At 69.1% G+C, this 16,661-nt stretch carries 16 protein-coding genes; 6 read left to right on the top strand and 10 right to left on the bottom strand.

Annotated features, from left to right (window positions below; genetic code table 11):
• Both AB0J95_RS20985 and AB0J95_RS20980 read right to left on the bottom strand, forming a co-directional pair.
• On the bottom strand, positions 1–1,453 hold a 1,453-nt coding region (locus tag AB0J95_RS20985), incomplete at its 3' end, for an FAD-dependent monooxygenase (protein WP_364759945.1).
• The gene (locus tag AB0J95_RS20980) at positions 1,450–2,697 is read right to left on the bottom strand and encodes a cytochrome P450 (RefSeq protein WP_364759942.1); all 1,248 of its coding nucleotides are present in this window, start codon (positions 2,695–2,697) and stop codon (positions 1,450–1,452) included. The genes AB0J95_RS20980 and AB0J95_RS20985, both read right to left, overlap by 4 nt.
• 205 nt (positions 2,698–2,902) lie before the next feature.
• Here AB0J95_RS20980 and AB0J95_RS20975 point away from each other — a divergent pair, with 205 nt between their 5' ends.
• The 5 genes from AB0J95_RS20975 to AB0J95_RS20955 are packed head-to-tail and all read left to right on the top strand — an operon-like array spanning position 2,903 to position 7,457.
• Positions 2,903–4,132: a cytochrome P450 gene (locus AB0J95_RS20975; protein WP_364759939.1), complete on the top strand. Its 1,230-nt coding sequence runs from the start codon at positions 2,903–2,905 to the stop codon at positions 4,130–4,132.
• A gap of 7 nt (positions 4,133–4,139) precedes the next feature.
• Positions 4,140–5,234, top strand: coding sequence for a TIGR03620 family F420-dependent LLM class oxidoreductase (locus AB0J95_RS20970; RefSeq protein ID WP_364759937.1), 1,095 nt, complete (start codon positions 4,140–4,142; stop codon positions 5,232–5,234).
• 24 nt (positions 5,235–5,258) lie between these two features.
• Positions 5,259–5,474, top strand: a complete 216-nt coding sequence (locus AB0J95_RS20965; RefSeq protein ID WP_364759934.1) for a ferredoxin — start codon at positions 5,259–5,261, stop codon at positions 5,472–5,474.
• Positions 5,471–6,349, top strand: coding sequence for an alpha/beta hydrolase (locus AB0J95_RS20960; protein WP_364759931.1), 879 nt, complete (start codon positions 5,471–5,473; stop codon positions 6,347–6,349). Before AB0J95_RS20965 ends, AB0J95_RS20960 begins: the two co-directional genes overlap by 4 nt.
• 1 nt (position 6,350) lies before the next feature.
• A complete protein-coding gene (locus AB0J95_RS20955; protein ID WP_364759928.1) occupies positions 6,351–7,457 on the top strand; it encodes an FAD-dependent oxidoreductase in 1,107 nt (368 codons plus the stop codon).
• Here the strand turns inward: AB0J95_RS20955 and AB0J95_RS20950 are convergent.
• Together AB0J95_RS20950 and AB0J95_RS20945 are read right to left on the bottom strand one after the other, a co-directional pair.
• Positions 7,452–7,694 (bottom strand): DUF6059 family protein, encoded by a 243-nt coding sequence (locus tag AB0J95_RS20950; protein WP_364759925.1) that lies wholly within the window; start codon positions 7,692–7,694, stop codon positions 7,452–7,454. The two genes, AB0J95_RS20955 and AB0J95_RS20950, sit on opposite strands and share 6 nt — an antisense overlap.
• A 90-nt stretch (positions 7,695–7,784) precedes the next feature.
• Positions 7,785–10,538, bottom strand: a complete 2,754-nt coding sequence (locus AB0J95_RS20945; protein WP_364759922.1) for an AAA family ATPase — start codon at positions 10,536–10,538, stop codon at positions 7,785–7,787.
• Positions 10,539–10,725: 187 nt separating this feature from the next.
• On the opposite strand from AB0J95_RS20945, the gene AB0J95_RS20940 reads away from it, so the two are divergent.
• Complete coding sequence (locus AB0J95_RS20940; protein WP_364759919.1) at positions 10,726–10,923, top strand: hypothetical protein; 198 nt, start codon at positions 10,726–10,728, stop codon at positions 10,921–10,923.
• A 23-nt stretch (positions 10,924–10,946) separates the two neighbouring features.
• On the opposite strand, the gene AB0J95_RS20935 is transcribed toward AB0J95_RS20940, so the two are convergent.
• Genes AB0J95_RS20935 through AB0J95_RS20910 form a run of 6 tightly spaced genes read right to left on the bottom strand, consistent with a single transcriptional unit; the run spans position 10,947 to position 16,653 of the window.
• The gene (locus tag AB0J95_RS20935) at positions 10,947–12,203 is read right to left on the bottom strand and encodes a CoA transferase (protein ID WP_364759916.1); all 1,257 of its coding nucleotides are present in this window, start codon (positions 12,201–12,203) and stop codon (positions 10,947–10,949) included.
• A gap of 4 nt (positions 12,204–12,207) precedes the next feature.
• Positions 12,208–12,900, bottom strand: coding sequence for a hydrogen peroxide-dependent heme synthase (hemQ, locus tag AB0J95_RS20930; RefSeq protein ID WP_364759913.1), 693 nt, complete (start codon positions 12,898–12,900; stop codon positions 12,208–12,210).
• 2 nt (positions 12,901–12,902) lie between these two features.
• Positions 12,903–13,490 carry an ATP/GTP-binding protein gene (locus AB0J95_RS20925; protein ID WP_364759910.1) on the bottom strand — a complete coding sequence of 196 codons (588 nt, stop codon included), beginning with the start codon at positions 13,488–13,490 and terminating at the stop codon, positions 12,903–12,905.
• Positions 13,471–13,842, bottom strand: a complete 372-nt coding sequence (locus AB0J95_RS20920) for a DUF742 domain-containing protein (protein ID WP_364759907.1) — start codon at positions 13,840–13,842, stop codon at positions 13,471–13,473. The genes AB0J95_RS20925 and AB0J95_RS20920 overlap by 20 nt, the downstream gene beginning before the upstream one ends.
• Positions 13,839–14,258 carry a roadblock/LC7 domain-containing protein gene (locus AB0J95_RS20915; RefSeq protein ID WP_364759905.1) on the bottom strand — a complete coding sequence of 140 codons (420 nt, stop codon included), beginning with the start codon at positions 14,256–14,258 and terminating at the stop codon, positions 13,839–13,841. The genes AB0J95_RS20920 and AB0J95_RS20915 overlap by 4 nt, the downstream gene beginning before the upstream one ends.
• 10 nt (positions 14,259–14,268) lie before the next feature.
• Complete coding sequence (locus tag AB0J95_RS20910) at positions 14,269–16,653, bottom strand: sensor histidine kinase (protein WP_364759902.1); 2,385 nt, start codon at positions 16,651–16,653, stop codon at positions 14,269–14,271.
• Positions 16,654–16,661: the final 8 nt, after the last annotated feature.

Here is a 16,661-nt window from a genome sequence, read left to right as displayed (position 1 = left end):
CATCTTCTTCATGGGCACGCTCGCCTTCTGGGCGCCGAAGGCCGCCGCAGGTTTCGGCATCGCCCTCACGACCGACGTGCATGACGTAGCCGTCCGGCCGGACCAGCACGACGTCCGCGTCCAGCTCCGCGACCGGGTCGGCGCTGACCTTGAGCACGCGGTCCGACCACCCCTCCGGCAGCACCACAGCGCCGCCGGTGAGGTCGAGCAGCACGCCCATACCTGGTTGCAGGGTCTCGAACACCGTTGCCGGACCGGTCGAACCGGCCAGTTGCGCGTCCGGCATCCGTTGCCCGGCAAGGGGATGTTCACACTCCGCCGGATACTTGATGCCCAGCCCGGTGGACAGCTCGAGCAGGAACCGGCTGACGTCCTCCAGCTGGAACAGCTCGCTCAGCAGCTCCCGCAGCGGGCCCACCTTCTCCACCGGGTGGTAGAGCGCGACTTGGGCCTGCGAGTACATGCACACCCGCTCCCCCACCGGATGCCGCTCGGTGTGGTAGGTGTCCAGCAGGCCCGGCGGCGCCCAGCCCTGGATGTCGGCGGCGATCTTCCAGCCGAGGTTGACCGCGTCCTGGATGCCGGTGTTCAGGCCCTGCGCGGCGGACGCGAAGTGGATGTGCGCCGCGTCCCCGGCCAGCAGCACCCGGCCCTTGCGGTACTCCGCCGCGACTCGGGTGGCGTTGCCGAACCGGGAAATCCAGTGCACGTCACCGACCTTGAGGTCGATCCCGGCAATCCGCTGAGCCGTCTCACGCAGTTCCTCCGCCGTCACCTCGAGGTCCCGGCCGGGCAGACCCGTGCCGAACTCGATGGTGGTGGCCCGGAACAGGCCCGGTTCCAGCTGTGCCACCGCGAAGATGCCGTTCTCGTGGATCTCCGCCTTGACGCCACTGGGGAACTGGTCCTCGGTCAACGAGATCCACGCGGTGATCCCGCTCAACGTGGACGGCGTCCCCGGGAAGTCGATCCCGGCCAGCTTGCGCACGTTGCTGCGACCACCATCGCAGCCGACGAGATACGCCGCCCGCAGCGAGTACTCGCCGTCCGTGCCCCGGATCCGCACGGTCACGCCGTCGGCATCCTGGTCCAGCCCGATGACTTCGTGGCCCCGGCGCAGATCCGTGCCCATCTGAAGGGCACGGCCCTCCAGCAGCTCCTCGAACTTGTGCTGCGGGCCGTAGCGCGGCACGAACTCGGTGTCGTCGCGCAGCCGTCCTAAGTGAAGGAAGCCGAAGTTGTAGTTGACCCAGCGAGGAGAGTCGGCGAACCAGTCCAGCCCGCGCTGGGCGAGCACCTCCATCGACCGGTTCTGGATGAACAGCGACCGCGGCCACGGCACGCGCTGCTCGAGCCGCTCGATCACGACCACGTCGATGTCGGCCCGGCGCAGCTCACCGGCCAGCATCAGGCCGACCGGGCCCGCCCCGGCGATGACGACCGGCGCGCTCATGCCTGCTCCTCGCCGAACACCAGCTCCAGGTTGGCCACCCCGCGCGCGGGGCTGTAGTGCCGCCGGGGCGTGAACCCGGGTTTGACGTGGTAGCGCGGGATCCGCTGGTGCCACTCCTCCAGCGCCAGGTTCATCACCCGCCGGGCCACGAACATGCCCAGGCAGCGGTGCGGGCCGACGGCGAAGGCCAGGTGCCGGGTGGTGCTGCGCTCGAAGTCGACCGTCTCGGGGTTCTCGAAGACCGACGCGTCCAGACCGGTCATGCCCCAGGGCATCAGCACGCGGTCACCGGCGCGCATGGTGACACCGTGCCGTTCCACGTCCCGCGTGACGACCCGGCCGGTGGTCACAACGGGTTCGTGCCGCAGCAGTTCCTCGGTGATCGAGGGCGCCTTCTCCGGCGAGCGCACCACGAAGTCCTGCGCGGCCGGGTTGCGGGCCAGGTACTGGAACATCAGGCCCAGCGCGGCGGTCGTGGTGTCCAGCGCGGCGAGCATGGTCACGAACGCCGTGTTGATCATCTCGTCCTGGGTCAGCTTCCGGCCGTCGAACGTGGTGTTGATCAGCTGGCTGAGCACGTCCCGGCGGCCCTCGGTGCCCTCGGCCCGGCGCCGGTCGATGGCGTCGGAGAAGAACATCCACAGTGGACGGTTGGCCGCGTAGAACTCCTCCTCGTTGCGGGCGTTGGGAATGCCCTCCCGGCGCAGCCACTCCTTGTGGTCCAGCATGCCCTGCACGTACTCGCGGCCGATGCCGAACGTGATCACGAACGTCTCGGCGGGCAGGCGCGTGGCCACCTCGGAGATGAACTCGCACTCACCCTTGTCCACCACCGTCTCGATGGTGTCCACGACGGCCTGGCGGATCTGCGGCGTGAAGTGGTTGACCACCCCCGGGTTGAACAGGTCCGACAGCGCCTGCCGCCACTTGCGGTGCTCCTCGCCGTCCAGCTGCACCGGGATCTGCTTGTCCGGGAAGAACTGCCGGTGCGGGATGGCGATCTGCGCGTTGGAGAAGATCTCCGGGTTGCGCGCGGCCCACTCCACGTCCTCGTACCGGGTCAGGATCCAGTACCCGCCCAGCTCCTCCGACCGCACGATCGGGGCCTGGTCACGCATCTGCTTGAAGTACGTGACCGGGTCGTCCTGCAGCCAGGGCTGGTAGATGCTCCACTGGCGGGTTCGTTCCTCCACCGTGGCGGGGCCCGTGAACGGGCACTGCTGCACGGTCTGCGGGTCTGCCATGCCTTTCTCCCTTTGCGTTCGGCGCGCGAAAGGAGCGTCCGCGGGCGTGCAGGCGCCCCTGGACCTGCCGTGCGGCGAGGATGTCCGCGCGGGCTAAGCCCGCCCTAAAGCTCTGCTGGCTTTAGGGCGCGACAAGCCGCCGCTAAGCCGGTTGCCAGAGCCTTGCCGGGACCAAGCAGGCGATCGCAGCCGGAAGGAGCCAGACATGGCGGACGTCCCCACCTCGGGCCAGTGCCCTGTCAGCGCGCCGGGGACGCTGGAGGAGCGGATCCGGCAATGGAGTGTCTACCAGCCCTGGCTACAGGACGACCCGGTTCCCTACTTCAAGGAGATCCGCGACCACGCGCCGATCGTGTGGTCGGAGGAGCTCGGCGGGTACTGGATGATCACCCGGTACGAGGACATGGAGTGGGCCGCGCGCAACCCGGAGATCTTCTCCAACGAGATGCTCTCCATCCCGCCGCACGACGTGTTCGCCGAGAAGGCGATCCCGATCCAGCTGGACGGCGAGCACCACCGCAAGTGGCGGCAGGCCATGTCCGAGCTGTTCAACCCCAGTGTGGTCAACCACTTCACGCCGGAGATCCGGCAGGCCACCATCGACACCATCGAGCCCTACATCGAGAAGGGCGGCTGCGAGTTCATCGAGGACATCGCGGTCAAGCTGCCCGCCGAGGCGTTCCTGATCACGTTCGGCATCGGCCGTGAGTACCTGCCGCAGATCATGGACTACAAGGAGTGGCTGCGGCACGCCATGCCCAAGGCCAACAACCAGGCCGAGGTGATCGAGGCGGCCCAGCCGCTGTGGCAGTTCTTCTCCGACGCCATCGACCGCCGCCGCGACGAGGGCATCGAGGGCCGCCGGGATGTCCTGAGCGGCCTGTTGCGGATCCGGTTCGACGGCCGCGAGCCCACCCAGGACGAGATGATCAACGTCGCGTTCATGAACATGCTGGCCGCGTTCGACACCACCACCGCCGCGATGGCGGTGGTGTTCCTGCACCTCGCGCAGAACCCGGACACGCAGGACTACGTCGTGGCCAACCCGGCGAAGATCCCGGCCGTGGTGGAGGAGCTGATCCGGCACGACCCGGTCTCAGCCACCGCGCGGATGGTCGTGCAGGACGTCGAACGGCACGGCGTGCGGATGCGCAAGGGCGACATGGTGCTCATGCCGTGGGGCATGTCCGGCCTGGACCCGTCGGTGTTCGAGAACCCCGATGAGGTCGACTTCGACCGCCAGGTCACCCGCCAGCTCGTGTTCGCCATCGGCCCGCACCGCTGCCTGGGCATGCACCTGGCGCGCCGGGTGATCCGGCTGGCCGTCGAGGAGTGGCACGCCCGCGTCCCGCGCTACGGCATCACCGAGGGCCTCAAGCCGGTGCGGCACTTCACCACCGTGCGCGGCGTCACCAGCCTGCCGATCAGCTACTAGGAGTGCCATGGCGATCAGGGTGCACGTCGACGCGCACAAGTGCGTGGGGCGTGGGATGTGTCAGGCGACCGGCGGCCAGGTGTACACAGTGGACGCCGCCACCGGGCGCAACGAGATGGGCGGCTTCGAGGTCCCGCTGAGCATGCGGCACGCCGCCCTGCGCGGCGCGGCGGCCTGCCCCCAGGGCGCGATCAGCACCGAGGAGGACCCCGCCGAGCCGGAAACCATTGCGCTGGGCCGGGTCGGGCTGTGGACGTTCGCGCTGGAGGAGCTGCCGGTCGGTGAGCTGACCGCGGCCGCGCGGGAGATCGAGGAGCTCGGCTACGGCACGCTGTGGTTCGGCGAGGCGTTCGGCCGGGAGGCGTTCACCCAGGCCACGATGCTGCTCGGGGCGACGTCGAAAATGGTCGTCGCCACCGGGATCGCGTGCATCTACGGCCGCGACGCGGTGACCATGGCGCAGGGCCAGCGAACTCTGGCCGGCGCGTTCCCCGGGCGGTTCCTGCTGGGTATGGGCCTCAGCTCGCCGATGGGCGTGCAACGGGTGCGCAACCAGCAGTTCGGCCCGCCGGTGGCCACCATGCGCGACTACCTCGACGGCATGACCGAGGCCCCGCTCGGCCCGAGCCTGCCGGTCACCCCGCGGCGCGTGATCGCCGCGCTGGGACCGAAGATGCTGCGGCTCGCGGCGGACAAGGCTTGGGGCTCCCTGAGTTACCTCGTGCCGGTCGACCACACCGTTCGCGCGCGGGAGATCCTCGGGTCCGAGGCGCTGCTCGCGGTCGAACAGGCGGTCGTGCTGGATTCCGATGTGGACCGTGCTCGCCAGACCGCGCACGCACACGTTGCCGCGTACCTCCGGGTGGACCACTACGTGAAAAGCCTGATCAGCCTTGGCTTTGCCGAGGATGACCTGCGCGACGGCGGCACCGAGGCAGTGGTGGACGCGCTGGTCGCGTACGGCGATGTCGACGCGATCGCCAGCCGGGTGCGCAAGCAGCACGAGGCCGGCGCCGACCACGTCTGCCTGCAGGTGCTGACCGCCGACCCGGGCCGCACGCCGATGGCCGAGTGGCGTGAGCTCGCCCAGGCCCTGCTCTGAACCATTCTCCAGGAGGAAAACCACATGAGGGTCCAGGTCGACTCACAACGCTGTATGGGGCACGGCATGTGCTACGCCCTGGCACCGGAGGTCTTCAGCATCAACGAGGACACCGGGTTCAACGAGATGGGCGAGTTCGAGATCACCGAGGAGCAGCGCGACGGCGCCGCCCGTGGGGTCTCCGCCTGCCCTGAGCACGCCATCGCGCTGCTGCAGACCGAGGAAGCGAGCAGCCGATGAACCTGCAGGAGTTCAACTCCCACCGCCGGACGATCCAGACCAAGTCGGGCACCATCGGCTACATGGACATCGGCGAGGGCCCGGTGTCGGTGTTCGTGCACGGCCTGGGCACCAACGGGTACCTGTGGCGCAACGTGATCGGCCAGCTGAAGGACGAACGTCGTTGCGTGGCCATGGATCTGCCCCTGCACGGGCAGAGCAAGGTCACCGACGACCAGGACCTGTCGCTGTCCGCGCTGGCCGACGCCGTCGAGGACTTCCTGGACGCCATGGACCTGTCCAATGTGGATCTCGTCGCCAACGACACCGGCGCGGCCGTCTCGCAGATCTTCGCCTCCCGGCACCCGCAGCGGCTGCGCTCGTTCACCCTCACCAACTGCGAGGCGCACGACAACATCCCCAACGAGGCCTTCAAGGGCACCGTGGAGCTGGCCAGGAAGGGCGAGCTGGCGCCGGTCGCGTTGAACATGATGAAGGAGATCGAGGAGGCCCGCTCCGGCGAGCGCGCGATCGGCCTGAACTACGAGTTCCCGGACAAGCTGGCCGACGAGACGCTGCGCACCTACCTGGAGCCGATCTGCGGCTCGCTGGAGAACGCGCGTCACTTCGAGCGGCTACTGAGTTCGTTGGACTCCCAGCACCTGCTGGACGCCGAGCCCGGGCTGAAGGCGTTGACCGTGCCGACCCTGATCGTCTGGGGCACCGGCGACTTCCACTTCGAGCTGTCCTGGGCGCACTGGCTGCGCGACACCATCCCGGGCGCCACCGAGGTGATCGAGATCGAGGGCGGGAAGCTGTACTTCCCGGACGAGCGGGCCGACGAGTTCGTCCCGCACCTGCGCAAGCACTGGGCCGCCGCCGCGGCCGCGGTGTGACATGCGGATCGTCATCGTAGGCGCCGGGCTCGCCGGATTCCGTACTGTGCAAGCACTTCGCACAGCGGGGTTCAGCGGGCCCGTCTCCGTTGTGGGCGCCGAGAAGCATTCACCCTACGACCGTCCGCCGTTGTCCAAAGGCGTCCTGTCAGGGGAGGTTCAAGACGTCTCGCTGGGTCCAGTCGACGCGGACTTGCTACTCGGCAACGCCGCCGTGGGGCTGGACAAGGACGGCCGGAAGGTCGCTCTCGCCGACGGAACCGTGCTGGGATACGACCACCTGGTCATCGCCACGGGACTCTCTGCCCGGCCGATGCCGGGAGCGTTGACGTTGCGCACCCTTGAGGACGCGTCGGCGATCCGGTCAGCCATGACCGAGCCGGCACGTCTGGTCGTTGTCGGGGCCGGGGTGCTCGGCTGCGAGATCGCTGCGACGTTCCGTTCCCTGGGCCACCCGGTCACGCTGATCGAGCCCTGCCCCGGCCCGCTTTGGCAGGCCCTCAACGGATCAGTTGCGTGTGACCTCATTGGCCAGTGGCACGAGAACCATGGCGTCACAACCCTTTTCGATACGTCGGTGACCGACGTCCGCGATGGTGTCGTGCACCTGCAGGACGGCCGGGAGGCTGCGGGAGACGTCGTCGTGGCCGCGATCGGTGGTGTGCCGAACGTTGCCTGGCTCGATGGTTCGGGCATCGAGACCGGCGACGGGGTGGTGTGCGGCCCGGACTGCGCTGTGGCGCCTGGGATCTGGGCGGTCGGTGACGTCGCCCACGTCCGCGGATCGGGCCGGGTGGAGCACTGGACCAGCGCGGGCGAGATGGCGTCGGTGGTGGCCGCGAACATCCTTGGCGGCCAGTCGGTTCACCAGCCGTCGACGTACTTCTGGAGTGACCAGTACGGGCTCAAGCTGCAGGCGCTCGGCTCGACCGCGGGCGAGGCGACGTTGGTCCGCTCCGATCCGGAGACCGGGAAGTTCCTGGTGGTGTACGGCGAATCGGGAACGTTCAGCGGTGTTGTCGGCGCGGGTCACGCTCGCGCGGTCGTCGGTTCCCGGATGACGCTGGGCAAGATCCCCGTGACCGAGGCGGTTTCCCGCCTGTCATGACGAACGACGCCAGCCGAGCTGCCGGAACAGGGCGGTCTCGGCCGGCGTCGGCTGCTGTTCGGGGCACACCCGCTCGGGATGCCCGGCGGGCGGGTCGGACAGCACCGGCTCGGGCTTCTTCGGCAGAAGGTCCTCTTTGGACTCGGGCGCCGGGGTGTAGCTGGCGAAGACCGACCCCAGCCGGACCATCGACTCGACGAACAACGGCCAGACCCGCCGCCGGAAGTAGCCAGCCATCCCGTGATCGTCTCCTCGCCGCAACGCCAACTCCGCCAGGAGACAACGATCACCCATTCCGCTAAAGCGCTGGGAAAGAACGACTGAAGGTCAGCTGGAGCGCCGGGCGGCCTCGCGGGCGATGTCGGTGCGGGAGCCGACCCCCAGCTTGGTCAGGATGTGCGAGACGTGCGTGCCGACGGTGCGCGGCGACAGGAACAACCGGGCGGCGATCTGCCGGTTGGTCATGCCCTCGACCACGAACCCGGCGATGGTCGACTCGGTGGGTGTCAGGCTTTCCCAGCCGTGACTGGCTTTCCGGTGCGCGACCCGTGGCCCGCGCCGGATCCCGGCGGCCCGCTGCACCGCGGCCAGCCGGGCACTGTCCCAGCTCGCGCCGAGTTCCTCGTACACGTTGCCCGCGTGGGTGAACGCGGCCCGCGCCGAACTCCGGTCCCCCATCGTCACGAAGGCGATCGCCGCCGCCTCAAGCGCTTTGGCACGCGGAAGCGGCCGTCCGGCGTCGGAGTACTGCCCCGCGGCCTCCAGCAGCTCAGCTGGGTTCTGGTCCAGCAAACCCCGGCAGTACAAGGCCGCGGCCCGGCGCCGAGGGGCGGAGTCCACATGCGACTCAACACGCGCGGTGACCGAGGTGGCCGTGTCCAGGTCGCCGACCTGGACCGCGAGCCGGACGGCGTCCGGCAGCAGGTCCTCGATGTCGGCCTTGTCCTCAATGCCACCAACGAGTTCCGCCAACGCCAGCCGCGGGTCGCCGTCGTGTTCGGCCGACAGGCTGCGCGCCAGGCTCAGCGACCAGACCACCCGCTGCCCGATCTTCGCCGCCGCCGGCGTGGCCGCCGCCAGGTGCGTCCGCCCGGTCACCGGATCCCCACGGTGGAACGCGATCACCGCTGCCACCCCGTGATCGCAGCACACCACCGCCGGGTCCTTGGCCTCCACCGGCACAACGTCCACTTCGGCCAGTGCGTCGTCCCAGCCACCGGTGTCCCACAACAGCTGTCCCATCGCGCTGTGCGCCTGGGTCAGCCGGACGACGCTGCCGGACCGTTCCGCGTGGTCCCGGACCTGGGTCAACGCGGCCTTGGCCTCGTCGTACCGGTCCAGGTCGCCCAGCGTCACCGACTGGTTGATCCGCAACAACAACCGCAGATCGGTCTCCTCGGTGACCGCCAATGCCCGTTCGAACAACGGCAGCGCCTCCGCCATCTGACCGCGCATCATCGACAGCAGCGTCAACACATGCAACGCCCAGCCGACAGCAGCACGGTCGTCGGTCATCTCGAGCACACTCGACGCGAGCGTCTCGGCCTCATCGACCTGCCCCAGGATCCGGTGCACCCTCGCCGCCAGCACCTGCAGCCGCGCCTTGTGCACAGCAGTCAGCCCCGGGGTGTCCAAGGCTGCGGTCAATGCGGGCAACGCTTGCTCGGACTGACCGGTCAACGTCTGGCACTGCACGAGAATCCGGTGCAACTCGACCAGCGGACCCGGCTCCGGACCGGCGGCGAGCGCACGAGTGGCGACCTGCTCGGCCTCGGCTGGTTCGCCCATCCGGTAAAGCGCTTCGGCCAGCCACAGCGCCAGTTCCGCTCGCGGCTCCACCCGCCGCAGCAACTCCGCCGCGGCTTTCGGCGCCTGTCCGACCAGGGTCGGCGCGGCCGCGGTCAGCCAGCGCACCAACCAGTCCTCGTTCGACGCGCCGGACTTCAGCAGCTGACGGGCAACCCGGTCCGCGGGCGCGCCCGCCGCCGCCAAAGCCCGTCCCGCGTCGGCGTGCCAAGCCGCCCGCACCGCAGGCGGAAGCTGTTCGTACAACGCCATCCTGATCAACGGATGCCGGAACGCGAGACCATCAGCGGACTCCGTCAAGATCCCGGCTTCACGGGCGTCCTCGATCGCCGGGACGAGATCCGCTGTCGCCCGCCCGGACACGATCGTCAGGTCGCCCACCGAGAATTCGACCCCGAGCAGCGCCGCGGTCCGCAGCACGTCCGGCACGCCCTCGGGCAGGAACCCCAGGCGTTCGGCGATCGCGGCCGACAACGACCGCGGCACCCGCCCGGTCGTCGTCTCCACCAAACCGGCCTCAGTGGTGAACAGCCGGCCACCGCGAGCCAGCGACTCGATCAGTTCGGTGACGTACAACGGGTTTCCCGCGGCGCCCGCGGACAGCGCGAGCAGCCGGTCGCTGGGTGCTCCTCCGCTCAACGCGGTCACCAAAGCCTGGACATCGCCCTCACCGAGCTTGGGCAGCCGGATCCGCTCGGGCATGGACCGCCGCAGCGCCAACAGATCCGCGCGCCGCGCCAACAGATCCGCGCGCCGCGGCACCGGCCGCATCATCCCGATGAACAGCAACGGCAGCTGCCGCACGAGCCGGGCCAGCCGAGCACACAACGCCACGGTGTTGCGGTCGGCCCACTGAAGGTCGTCCACCACGAGGACGACCGGCCCGGCGGCACACAGTTCCTCAATCAGCGCAAGCAAGTGCTCGGCGACCGCGTTCGGCACGTCCACCCCGGCCGCGGTCTCGCCGCGCAGCAGCCGCGCGATGGTGTCACGCCGGATATCGGTGCCACCGTGGTTAATGGCACTGTGCACGCGCAGGCCGTCGACCAGCGGCACCAACGGCAGGTCCTGCCCCAGTTCGTCGCCCGAACCCCAGAACACCGGGAAAACCGTGTCCGCACAAGCGGTCCGGACCAGCATCGACTTGCCGATCCCCGGCTCGCCCTCGACCAGCACGGCGTGCCCCCGGCCCTGGGCCAGCGAACGCAGCCAGCCGACCAACCGGGCCAGCTCCCCATCCCGGCCGATCAACGAGATGGAGCCTGACCGCGCCACAGCCAGAATAATACTGGGTGAACGTCTGTTTAACAATAGCGGTTAATTGCACTAAGAAGTGTCACCTGACACATATCTTTGTCGCCATCCATCGTTGGCCAACTATTAACTGTGCGCTCGATCGCCGCTCACCGATCCACTGACACAGTGGGTGCGCATTTTTGTCCGACTCCATACGGAGGAATTCATGCGGACACGAAGCCGCATCGCACTACTGTTCGCCGGCGCAGCGGCGGTCGCCACGGTCACGCTCACGGTGGGCACCGACAGCATGGGCTACGACTCGTTGTGCCAGGACAGCATGGGCTACGACTGCGTCAACACCGCCAGCATGGGGTACGACGTCATTCACGACGACAGCATGGGATACGACTGGATCACTTGATCTTCCGCACCCGCCGGAATGCGTCACCACCATTCCGGCGGGTCGGTTCCAGCAATTCTTGGACCGTGGTCCCAATACGGCGGCGCACCGGGCAGTTCACCTGGAATTCGAATATGCGTCAGCGGCCCGAAAGCACTGTCCGTCTCGGTCAGCAGTCCGTTCACCTCGGGTTCAGCTCCGGCGATATCGGTACGGCCCTGCTCGTCCAGCCACATTCCGGTCTTGGCCAGCGACACACGGACGTGCCACGAGCCGCCCTCACCGATCCGCCGCCGCAGCGCGGTCATCGCGCCAAAGGCCGCCAGCCAGCCCGTTCCGTGATCCAGGAACTGCAAGGGCAACGGCACGGGCGGGTCGCCGTACGCGATCCCAGTGGCCATCTGCGCCAGGCTGTCGAAGCCCCTGCGCGCCCGCCACGGCCCTGCCCAGCCCCACGCGGAGATGTCGACCACGATGATCCCCGGCCGCAACGCGGCCAGCTCCGCCAAGCCGAACCCACGACCGGCCAGCGAGCCGGGCCGGTAGGACTGGATGAACACGTCGGCCTCACGCACGAGGTCCCGCAGAGCGGAAACCCCTTCGGGCGAACGAAGGTCCACGTAGGTCGAGCGCTTGCCGAACTCGGTGTCCCGCAACAACGGCGCCACCACAGGCAAATGCGCGGCACCCACATGCAGCACATCCGCCCCATGAGCCGCAAGCGTCCGCCCGCACACCGGTCCGGCGATGACGTGTGTCAGGTCCAGTACCCGGATCCCGCTCAATGGCCGGTCCGAAGTGGACAGCCCGGTCGGCGGGGCGTCCGCGAACCGCGTGACCTCCCACAGTGGAAGACCTTGCAGCGCAACACCTTGCGGATGCGCCAGCCACTCGTCGCGGGTCCGCATCGCGGCAGCCGCCCCACCAGCGGCGACAACGGCCTCCTCAACATCGAGAGCCGGACGCTCGCGCACCGCCGCGACAACGTCCGCACGGTCCAGCGAAGTCCCCAGCGCGGCGCCGACAGCGGCCAAGTGGTGCGGATAGTTGCAGTGCAACCGAACCCAGCCGTCCGCGGCCCGGTAGTTGCCCGTCAGCGGATCCTCGACCTGCGAAGGCATCGGCCGCAGGTACCGCTCGCTGCGGAAAGCCACCGCCGCGTGCAAGGGGTCGGCCGACACCGGTCCAGGCGTGCCACCACGGGCCGCGAACAGCTCCGCGGCGGCCTCAGTGGTGGACTGGACGATCGTCGCGGCCGCCGAGCCGATGCGGAAGCGGCCCGGCAGCACGGGATCGGTCATCGGGTCACGGTAGGTTGGTGACCAGCTCGGCCGCGGGCAGCCGCGTCCCGGTGTAGAACGGAACCTCTTCACGCACGTGCCTGCGCGCGTCGCTGGCCCGCAGGTGCCGCATCAGGTCGACGATCCGGTGCAGCTCGTCCGCCTCGAACGCGAGGATCCACTCGTAGTCGCCGAGCGCGAACGAGGCCACGGTGTTCGCGCGCACGTCCGGGTAGTCGCGCGCCTGGTGCCCGTGCTGCGCCAGCATCCGGCGGCGCTCCTCGTCGGGCAGCAGGTACCACTCGTAGGACCGGACGAACGGGTACACGCAGACGTACTTGCGAGCCTCCTCACCGGCAAGGAACGCCGGGATGTGGCTCTTGTTGAACTCGGCCGGCCGGTGCAGCGCGACCTGGCTCCACACCGGCGTGGACGCGCGCCCCAGCGCGGTCCGGCGCAGCCCGGTGTAGGCGGCCTGCACCTGCTCGATCTCAGCGGCGTGCCACCAGATCATGTAGTCCGCGTCGGCGCGCAGGCCGGCCAGGTCGTACACGCCACGCACCACGACACCCTTGCCCTCGAGCGCGTCCAGGTAGTCCTCGGCCTCGGTGGCCGCCGGGCCGCGGTCCTCCGGCAGCCGTCCGGGCTCGATCCGGAACACCGACCACATCGTGTAGCGGATCGTGTCGTTGAGTTCGGTGAAGTTCAGGCGAGCCATACCTACATGGTGGCAGACGTGGCGGGCTGCTTGCGTAGCACGTACTCCACCAGTGTGACCAGAACCTCTTTCGCCGACTCCCGGTCGCGCGCGTCGCAGAGCACGACCGGGGTGTCCGGGCTGACGTCCAGCGCGTCGCGCAGCTCGCTGATCTCGTAGCCCGCCGCGTCCGGGAACCGGTTGACCGCGATCACGAACGGGATGCCGCGCCGCTCGAAGAAGTCGATGGACGGGAAGCAGGTGTCCAGCCGCCGGGTGTCGGCCAGCACGACCGCGCCGAGGCAGCCGTAGGCCAGCTCGTCCCACATGAACCAGAACCGGCCCTGCCCCGGCGTGCCGAACAGGTACAGGATCACCTTCTCGCTCAGCGTGATCCGGCCGAAGTCCAGCGCCACCGTGGTGGTCTTCTTGTCCTCGATGCCGGCCAGGTCGTCCACGCCCACCCCGGCCTCGGTGAGCAGCTCCTCGGTGGACATCGGCGCGATCTCGCTGACCGCGCCCACCATGGTGGTCTTGCCGACGCCGAACCCGCCGGCGACGAGGATCTTGACCGCGTTCGGGATGCCTGCCTCAGAGCCGTCGGACACCATCGAGCACCGCCTGCAGTAGGGACAAGTCCGGAACCTTCACATCGCGAGCCGGGGTACGCGCGACGATCTCGCCGCGCTCGATCAAGTCAGACAACAGTACTTTCACCACGACGATCGGCACGTCCATATGCGCGGAAAGCTCAGCGACCGACATGGGCTGGTGGCACAGCTCGAGGATCCGCACGTAGTCGGCGTCCATGCCGGCCGCGTCGATCTCGTCCCTGACCGTGACCACGAGCGTGATCATGTCAAGGTCGCGGTTCGCCGGCACCGTCCGCCCCTGCGTCAGCGCGTAGGGACGGACCAGCGGGCCGGCCTCCTCATCCACCCAGTTGTCGCGCCGGGCCGTCATGGCGCCGGGACGCCGGCCGTATCGACCCTCGGCGGGGCGTTGAGCACCGACCCGACCTGCTTGACGAGCATGTTCATCTCGTAGGCGATCAGGCCGACGTCCGAGTCCTCCTCGCCCAGCACGGCCAGGCAGGTGCCCTGGCCCGCGGCGGTGACGAACAGGAACGCGTGCTCCATCTCCACGATCGTCTGGCGCACCCGGCCGCCGCCGAACTGCCGCCCGGTGCCCCGGGCCAGGCTCTGGAACGCCGACGCCACCGCGGAAAGGTGCTCGGCGTCCTCTTTGGACAGCGCGCCGGATCTGCCGACCAGCAGGCCGTCGGCGGACAGCACGACCGCGTGCCGGGCACCCACGACCCGTCCCACCAGGTCGTCGAGCAACCAGTCCAGGTCGGCTCTGGTGGTGGCCTTCTTCATCGAATCTCCCCTACTCGTCGTCGCCGCTGGAGTCCCGGGCACGTCTGGATTCCTTGTGGAAAGCCGACATGATCGAGCGGATCTCCTCCGGCGATCGGCCATGTCCCGGATCGGCGTCGGCCTGCTCCGGGGTGAACGCGGCGGCATCCCGCAACTGCGGGGCGAGACTGGCCTGCCGGCGGCGGCGCGGCAGGGCTGGGCGGGGCTGGAGGTCCATCGAGTGCTCCCCTGCCCGCGGCGGGGCGATCTCCGGCCGCGGCTGGGACGCGGGCGGCTCCGGCGCCTCCTCGCGCGGCCACTCCGGCGCCGCCGGGGGCCGTTCCTCGACCTTCAGGCTGGTGGTGGTCTCGGCCTGCGGCGCCAGCGTCACCCGGAACGGCAGCACGTCGTCGATGTACTCCGGCGCCGGGCCGCGGACCGGGTCGAGCACGGCCGTGGTCTCCGCGCTGTCGGTGTCGTCGTCGACCAGCAAGGTGGCCGGGATGAGCACGATCGCCCGTGTGCCGCCGTAGGACGACGAGCGCAGTTCCACCCGGATGCCGTGCCGGGCAGCCAGCCGGGCCACCACGAACAGGCCCAGCCGCGGGTCGCCCTTGAGCGCCATGGTGTCGAAGTCGGGCGGGTCGGCCAGCACCGCGTTGTGCCGGTCGCGGTCGGCGGCCGACATGCCCAGGCCGTTGTCCTCGACCTCGATCACCACGCCCTTGGCGGCGGGCTCGCCGTACAGCCGGACCTGCGACTGCGGCGGGGAGAACGAGGTGGCGTTGTCCAGCAGCTCGGCCAGCAGGTGCATCACGTCGGCGACCGCGGAGCCCATCACCATCGCGCGCGGCACGCCCTGCAGCCGGACCCGTTTGTACTGCGTGGTCTCGGCGATCGCGCCGCGCAGGATGTCGGCCAGCAGGATGGGCTTGCGCCAGGCGCGGCCGGGCTGCTGGCCACCGAGGATGATCAGGTTCTCGGCGTTGCGCCGGGCCCTGGTGGCCAGGTGGTCGAGGCCGAACAGCGCCTCGAGCTGCTTGGGGTCCTCCTCCTCGCGCTCCAGCTTGTCCAGGATCTTCAGCTGGCGGTGCACCAGCGCCTGGCTGCGGTGCGCGATGCCGAGGAACACGTTGCGGATGCCGGCCCGGGCCTGCGACTCCTGCACGGCGGCCTCGACGGCGGTGGTGTGCGCGGCGTTGAACGCGCGGGCCACCTGGCCGATCTCGTCCCGGCCGAAGTCCAGCTCGGGCAGCTCGGTGGACACGTCGACCTGCTCACCGGCGCGCAGCCGGCGCACGATCGGCGGCAGCTTCTCCACGGCCAGGTCCAGGGTCTCGTAGCGCAACCGGGTGAGCCGGCGGGCGGTGGTGCGCATGATCCGCAGCGCGATCACGATCGTCAGGATGGCCACCAGCAGCGCCAGCACGCTGCCCAGGATCGCCTCGGTCAGCCCGCTGGCGGACTTGTCCGAGGCCAGTCGGCTGGACTCGGCGAACTGCCGCACGCCCAGCTGTTCCAGACTGGTATAGACCTTTCCGGTGACATCCCGCCATTCCTGCTCACTCACCGGAGGCGCGGCCAGCTGCCCGTCGGTGCGCTTGTTACCGCTCACCACGGTCCACGGACCGGTGTTGATCAGCTTCTCCTCGGCCGCGCCGAGCCGTTTCCAGTCGTCGCTCGCCAGTAACTCGCGGTAACGGGTCTTCACATCAGTCGAAGCGTTTTGTGTGGACATTTCCAACTGCTGGCGATACGCCCCGGAGACCCGGGCGAATTCGGCGTGGTCGGCGGAATTCAGCGAACCGGCGTTAATCGCTCCGGAGACCAGCGTCGACGACCTTGACATCAGCTCGGCGGCGTGAAACAGCGAGTTCACCTCGACCCCGCTGAACGCGGTCTGCTGATCGGGCACGGCGTGCGCCATCGAGTCGAAAACAGCGATGCTGGCGTCGGTGAGATTGTTGTAGAAACCGTACAATTCGGGCCGGCCGATCGACTTGGCGTCGACCTGCCTGCGGATCCCGGGCAGCCGGTCGATGGTGCGGTTGAACTCGGCGTACTTGTCCTGCACGGCCTGCGGCGAGCGGGCCAGCACCGGCTCCACCAGCTCACGGACGCCCTTGACGGCCTGGTCGGTGCGCACCCGCCGGTCGGTCAGCTCACCGGAGCCGGAACCCAGTTGTAACAGGCTTTGTGCGCGCTCCTGCTGGACGGACGACAACGCCTCGGTGGCCCGCGGCATCACCTTCTGCATGGCGTCGGTGACGGCCCGCAGATAGATCGCGTCGTACAGCCGGGGGATGCTCACCAGCGCCCACATCGCCACCAGCGCGATGGCGGAAAACACGACGACAACGGTGAGTCTCGTCCGGATCGAGCCGTGGCTCTGGCGCCGGTCACCCAGAATTCTCACGATGCTCC

The organism is Actinocrispum sp. NPDC049592, from assembly GCF_040675465.1.
Classification (GTDB): domain Bacteria; phylum Actinomycetota; class Actinomycetes; order Mycobacteriales; family Pseudonocardiaceae; genus Kibdelosporangium.
Note: the sequence above shows the minus strand (reverse complement) of the source record. Positions and strands in the feature narration are given on the sequence as shown.

What these genes read in the sequence shown, in the direction of transcription:
- AB0J95_RS20980 (WP_364759942.1), bottom strand. Translation starts at nt 2,697, where the DNA reads ATGGCAGACCCGCAGACCGTGCAGCAGTGCCCGTTCACGGGCCCCGCC.
- AB0J95_RS20975 (WP_364759939.1), top strand. Translation starts at nt 2,903, where the DNA reads ATGGCGGACGTCCCCACCTCGGGCCAGTGCCCTGTCAGCGCGCCGGGG.
- AB0J95_RS20970 (WP_364759937.1), top strand. Translation starts at nt 4,140, where the DNA reads ATGGCGATCAGGGTGCACGTCGACGCGCACAAGTGCGTGGGGCGTGGG.
- AB0J95_RS20965 (WP_364759934.1), top strand. Translation starts at nt 5,259, where the DNA reads ATGAGGGTCCAGGTCGACTCACAACGCTGTATGGGGCACGGCATGTGC.
- AB0J95_RS20960 (WP_364759931.1), top strand. Translation starts at nt 5,471, where the DNA reads ATGAACCTGCAGGAGTTCAACTCCCACCGCCGGACGATCCAGACCAAG.
- AB0J95_RS20955 (WP_364759928.1), top strand. Translation starts at nt 6,351, where the DNA reads ATGCGGATCGTCATCGTAGGCGCCGGGCTCGCCGGATTCCGTACTGTG.
- AB0J95_RS20950 (WP_364759925.1), bottom strand. Translation starts at nt 7,694, where the DNA reads ATGGCTGGCTACTTCCGGCGGCGGGTCTGGCCGTTGTTCGTCGAGTCG.
- AB0J95_RS20940 (WP_364759919.1), top strand. Translation starts at nt 10,726, where the DNA reads ATGCGGACACGAAGCCGCATCGCACTACTGTTCGCCGGCGCAGCGGCG.
- AB0J95_RS20935 (WP_364759916.1), bottom strand. Translation starts at nt 12,203, where the DNA reads ATGACCGATCCCGTGCTGCCGGGCCGCTTCCGCATCGGCTCGGCGGCC.
- hemQ (WP_364759913.1), bottom strand. Translation starts at nt 12,900, where the DNA reads ATGGCTCGCCTGAACTTCACCGAACTCAACGACACGATCCGCTACACG.
- AB0J95_RS20925 (WP_364759910.1), bottom strand. Translation starts at nt 13,490, where the DNA reads ATGGTGTCCGACGGCTCTGAGGCAGGCATCCCGAACGCGGTCAAGATC.
- AB0J95_RS20920 (WP_364759907.1), bottom strand. Translation starts at nt 13,842, where the DNA reads ATGACGGCCCGGCGCGACAACTGGGTGGATGAGGAGGCCGGCCCGCTG.
- AB0J95_RS20915 (WP_364759905.1), bottom strand. Translation starts at nt 14,258, where the DNA reads ATGAAGAAGGCCACCACCAGAGCCGACCTGGACTGGTTGCTCGACGAC.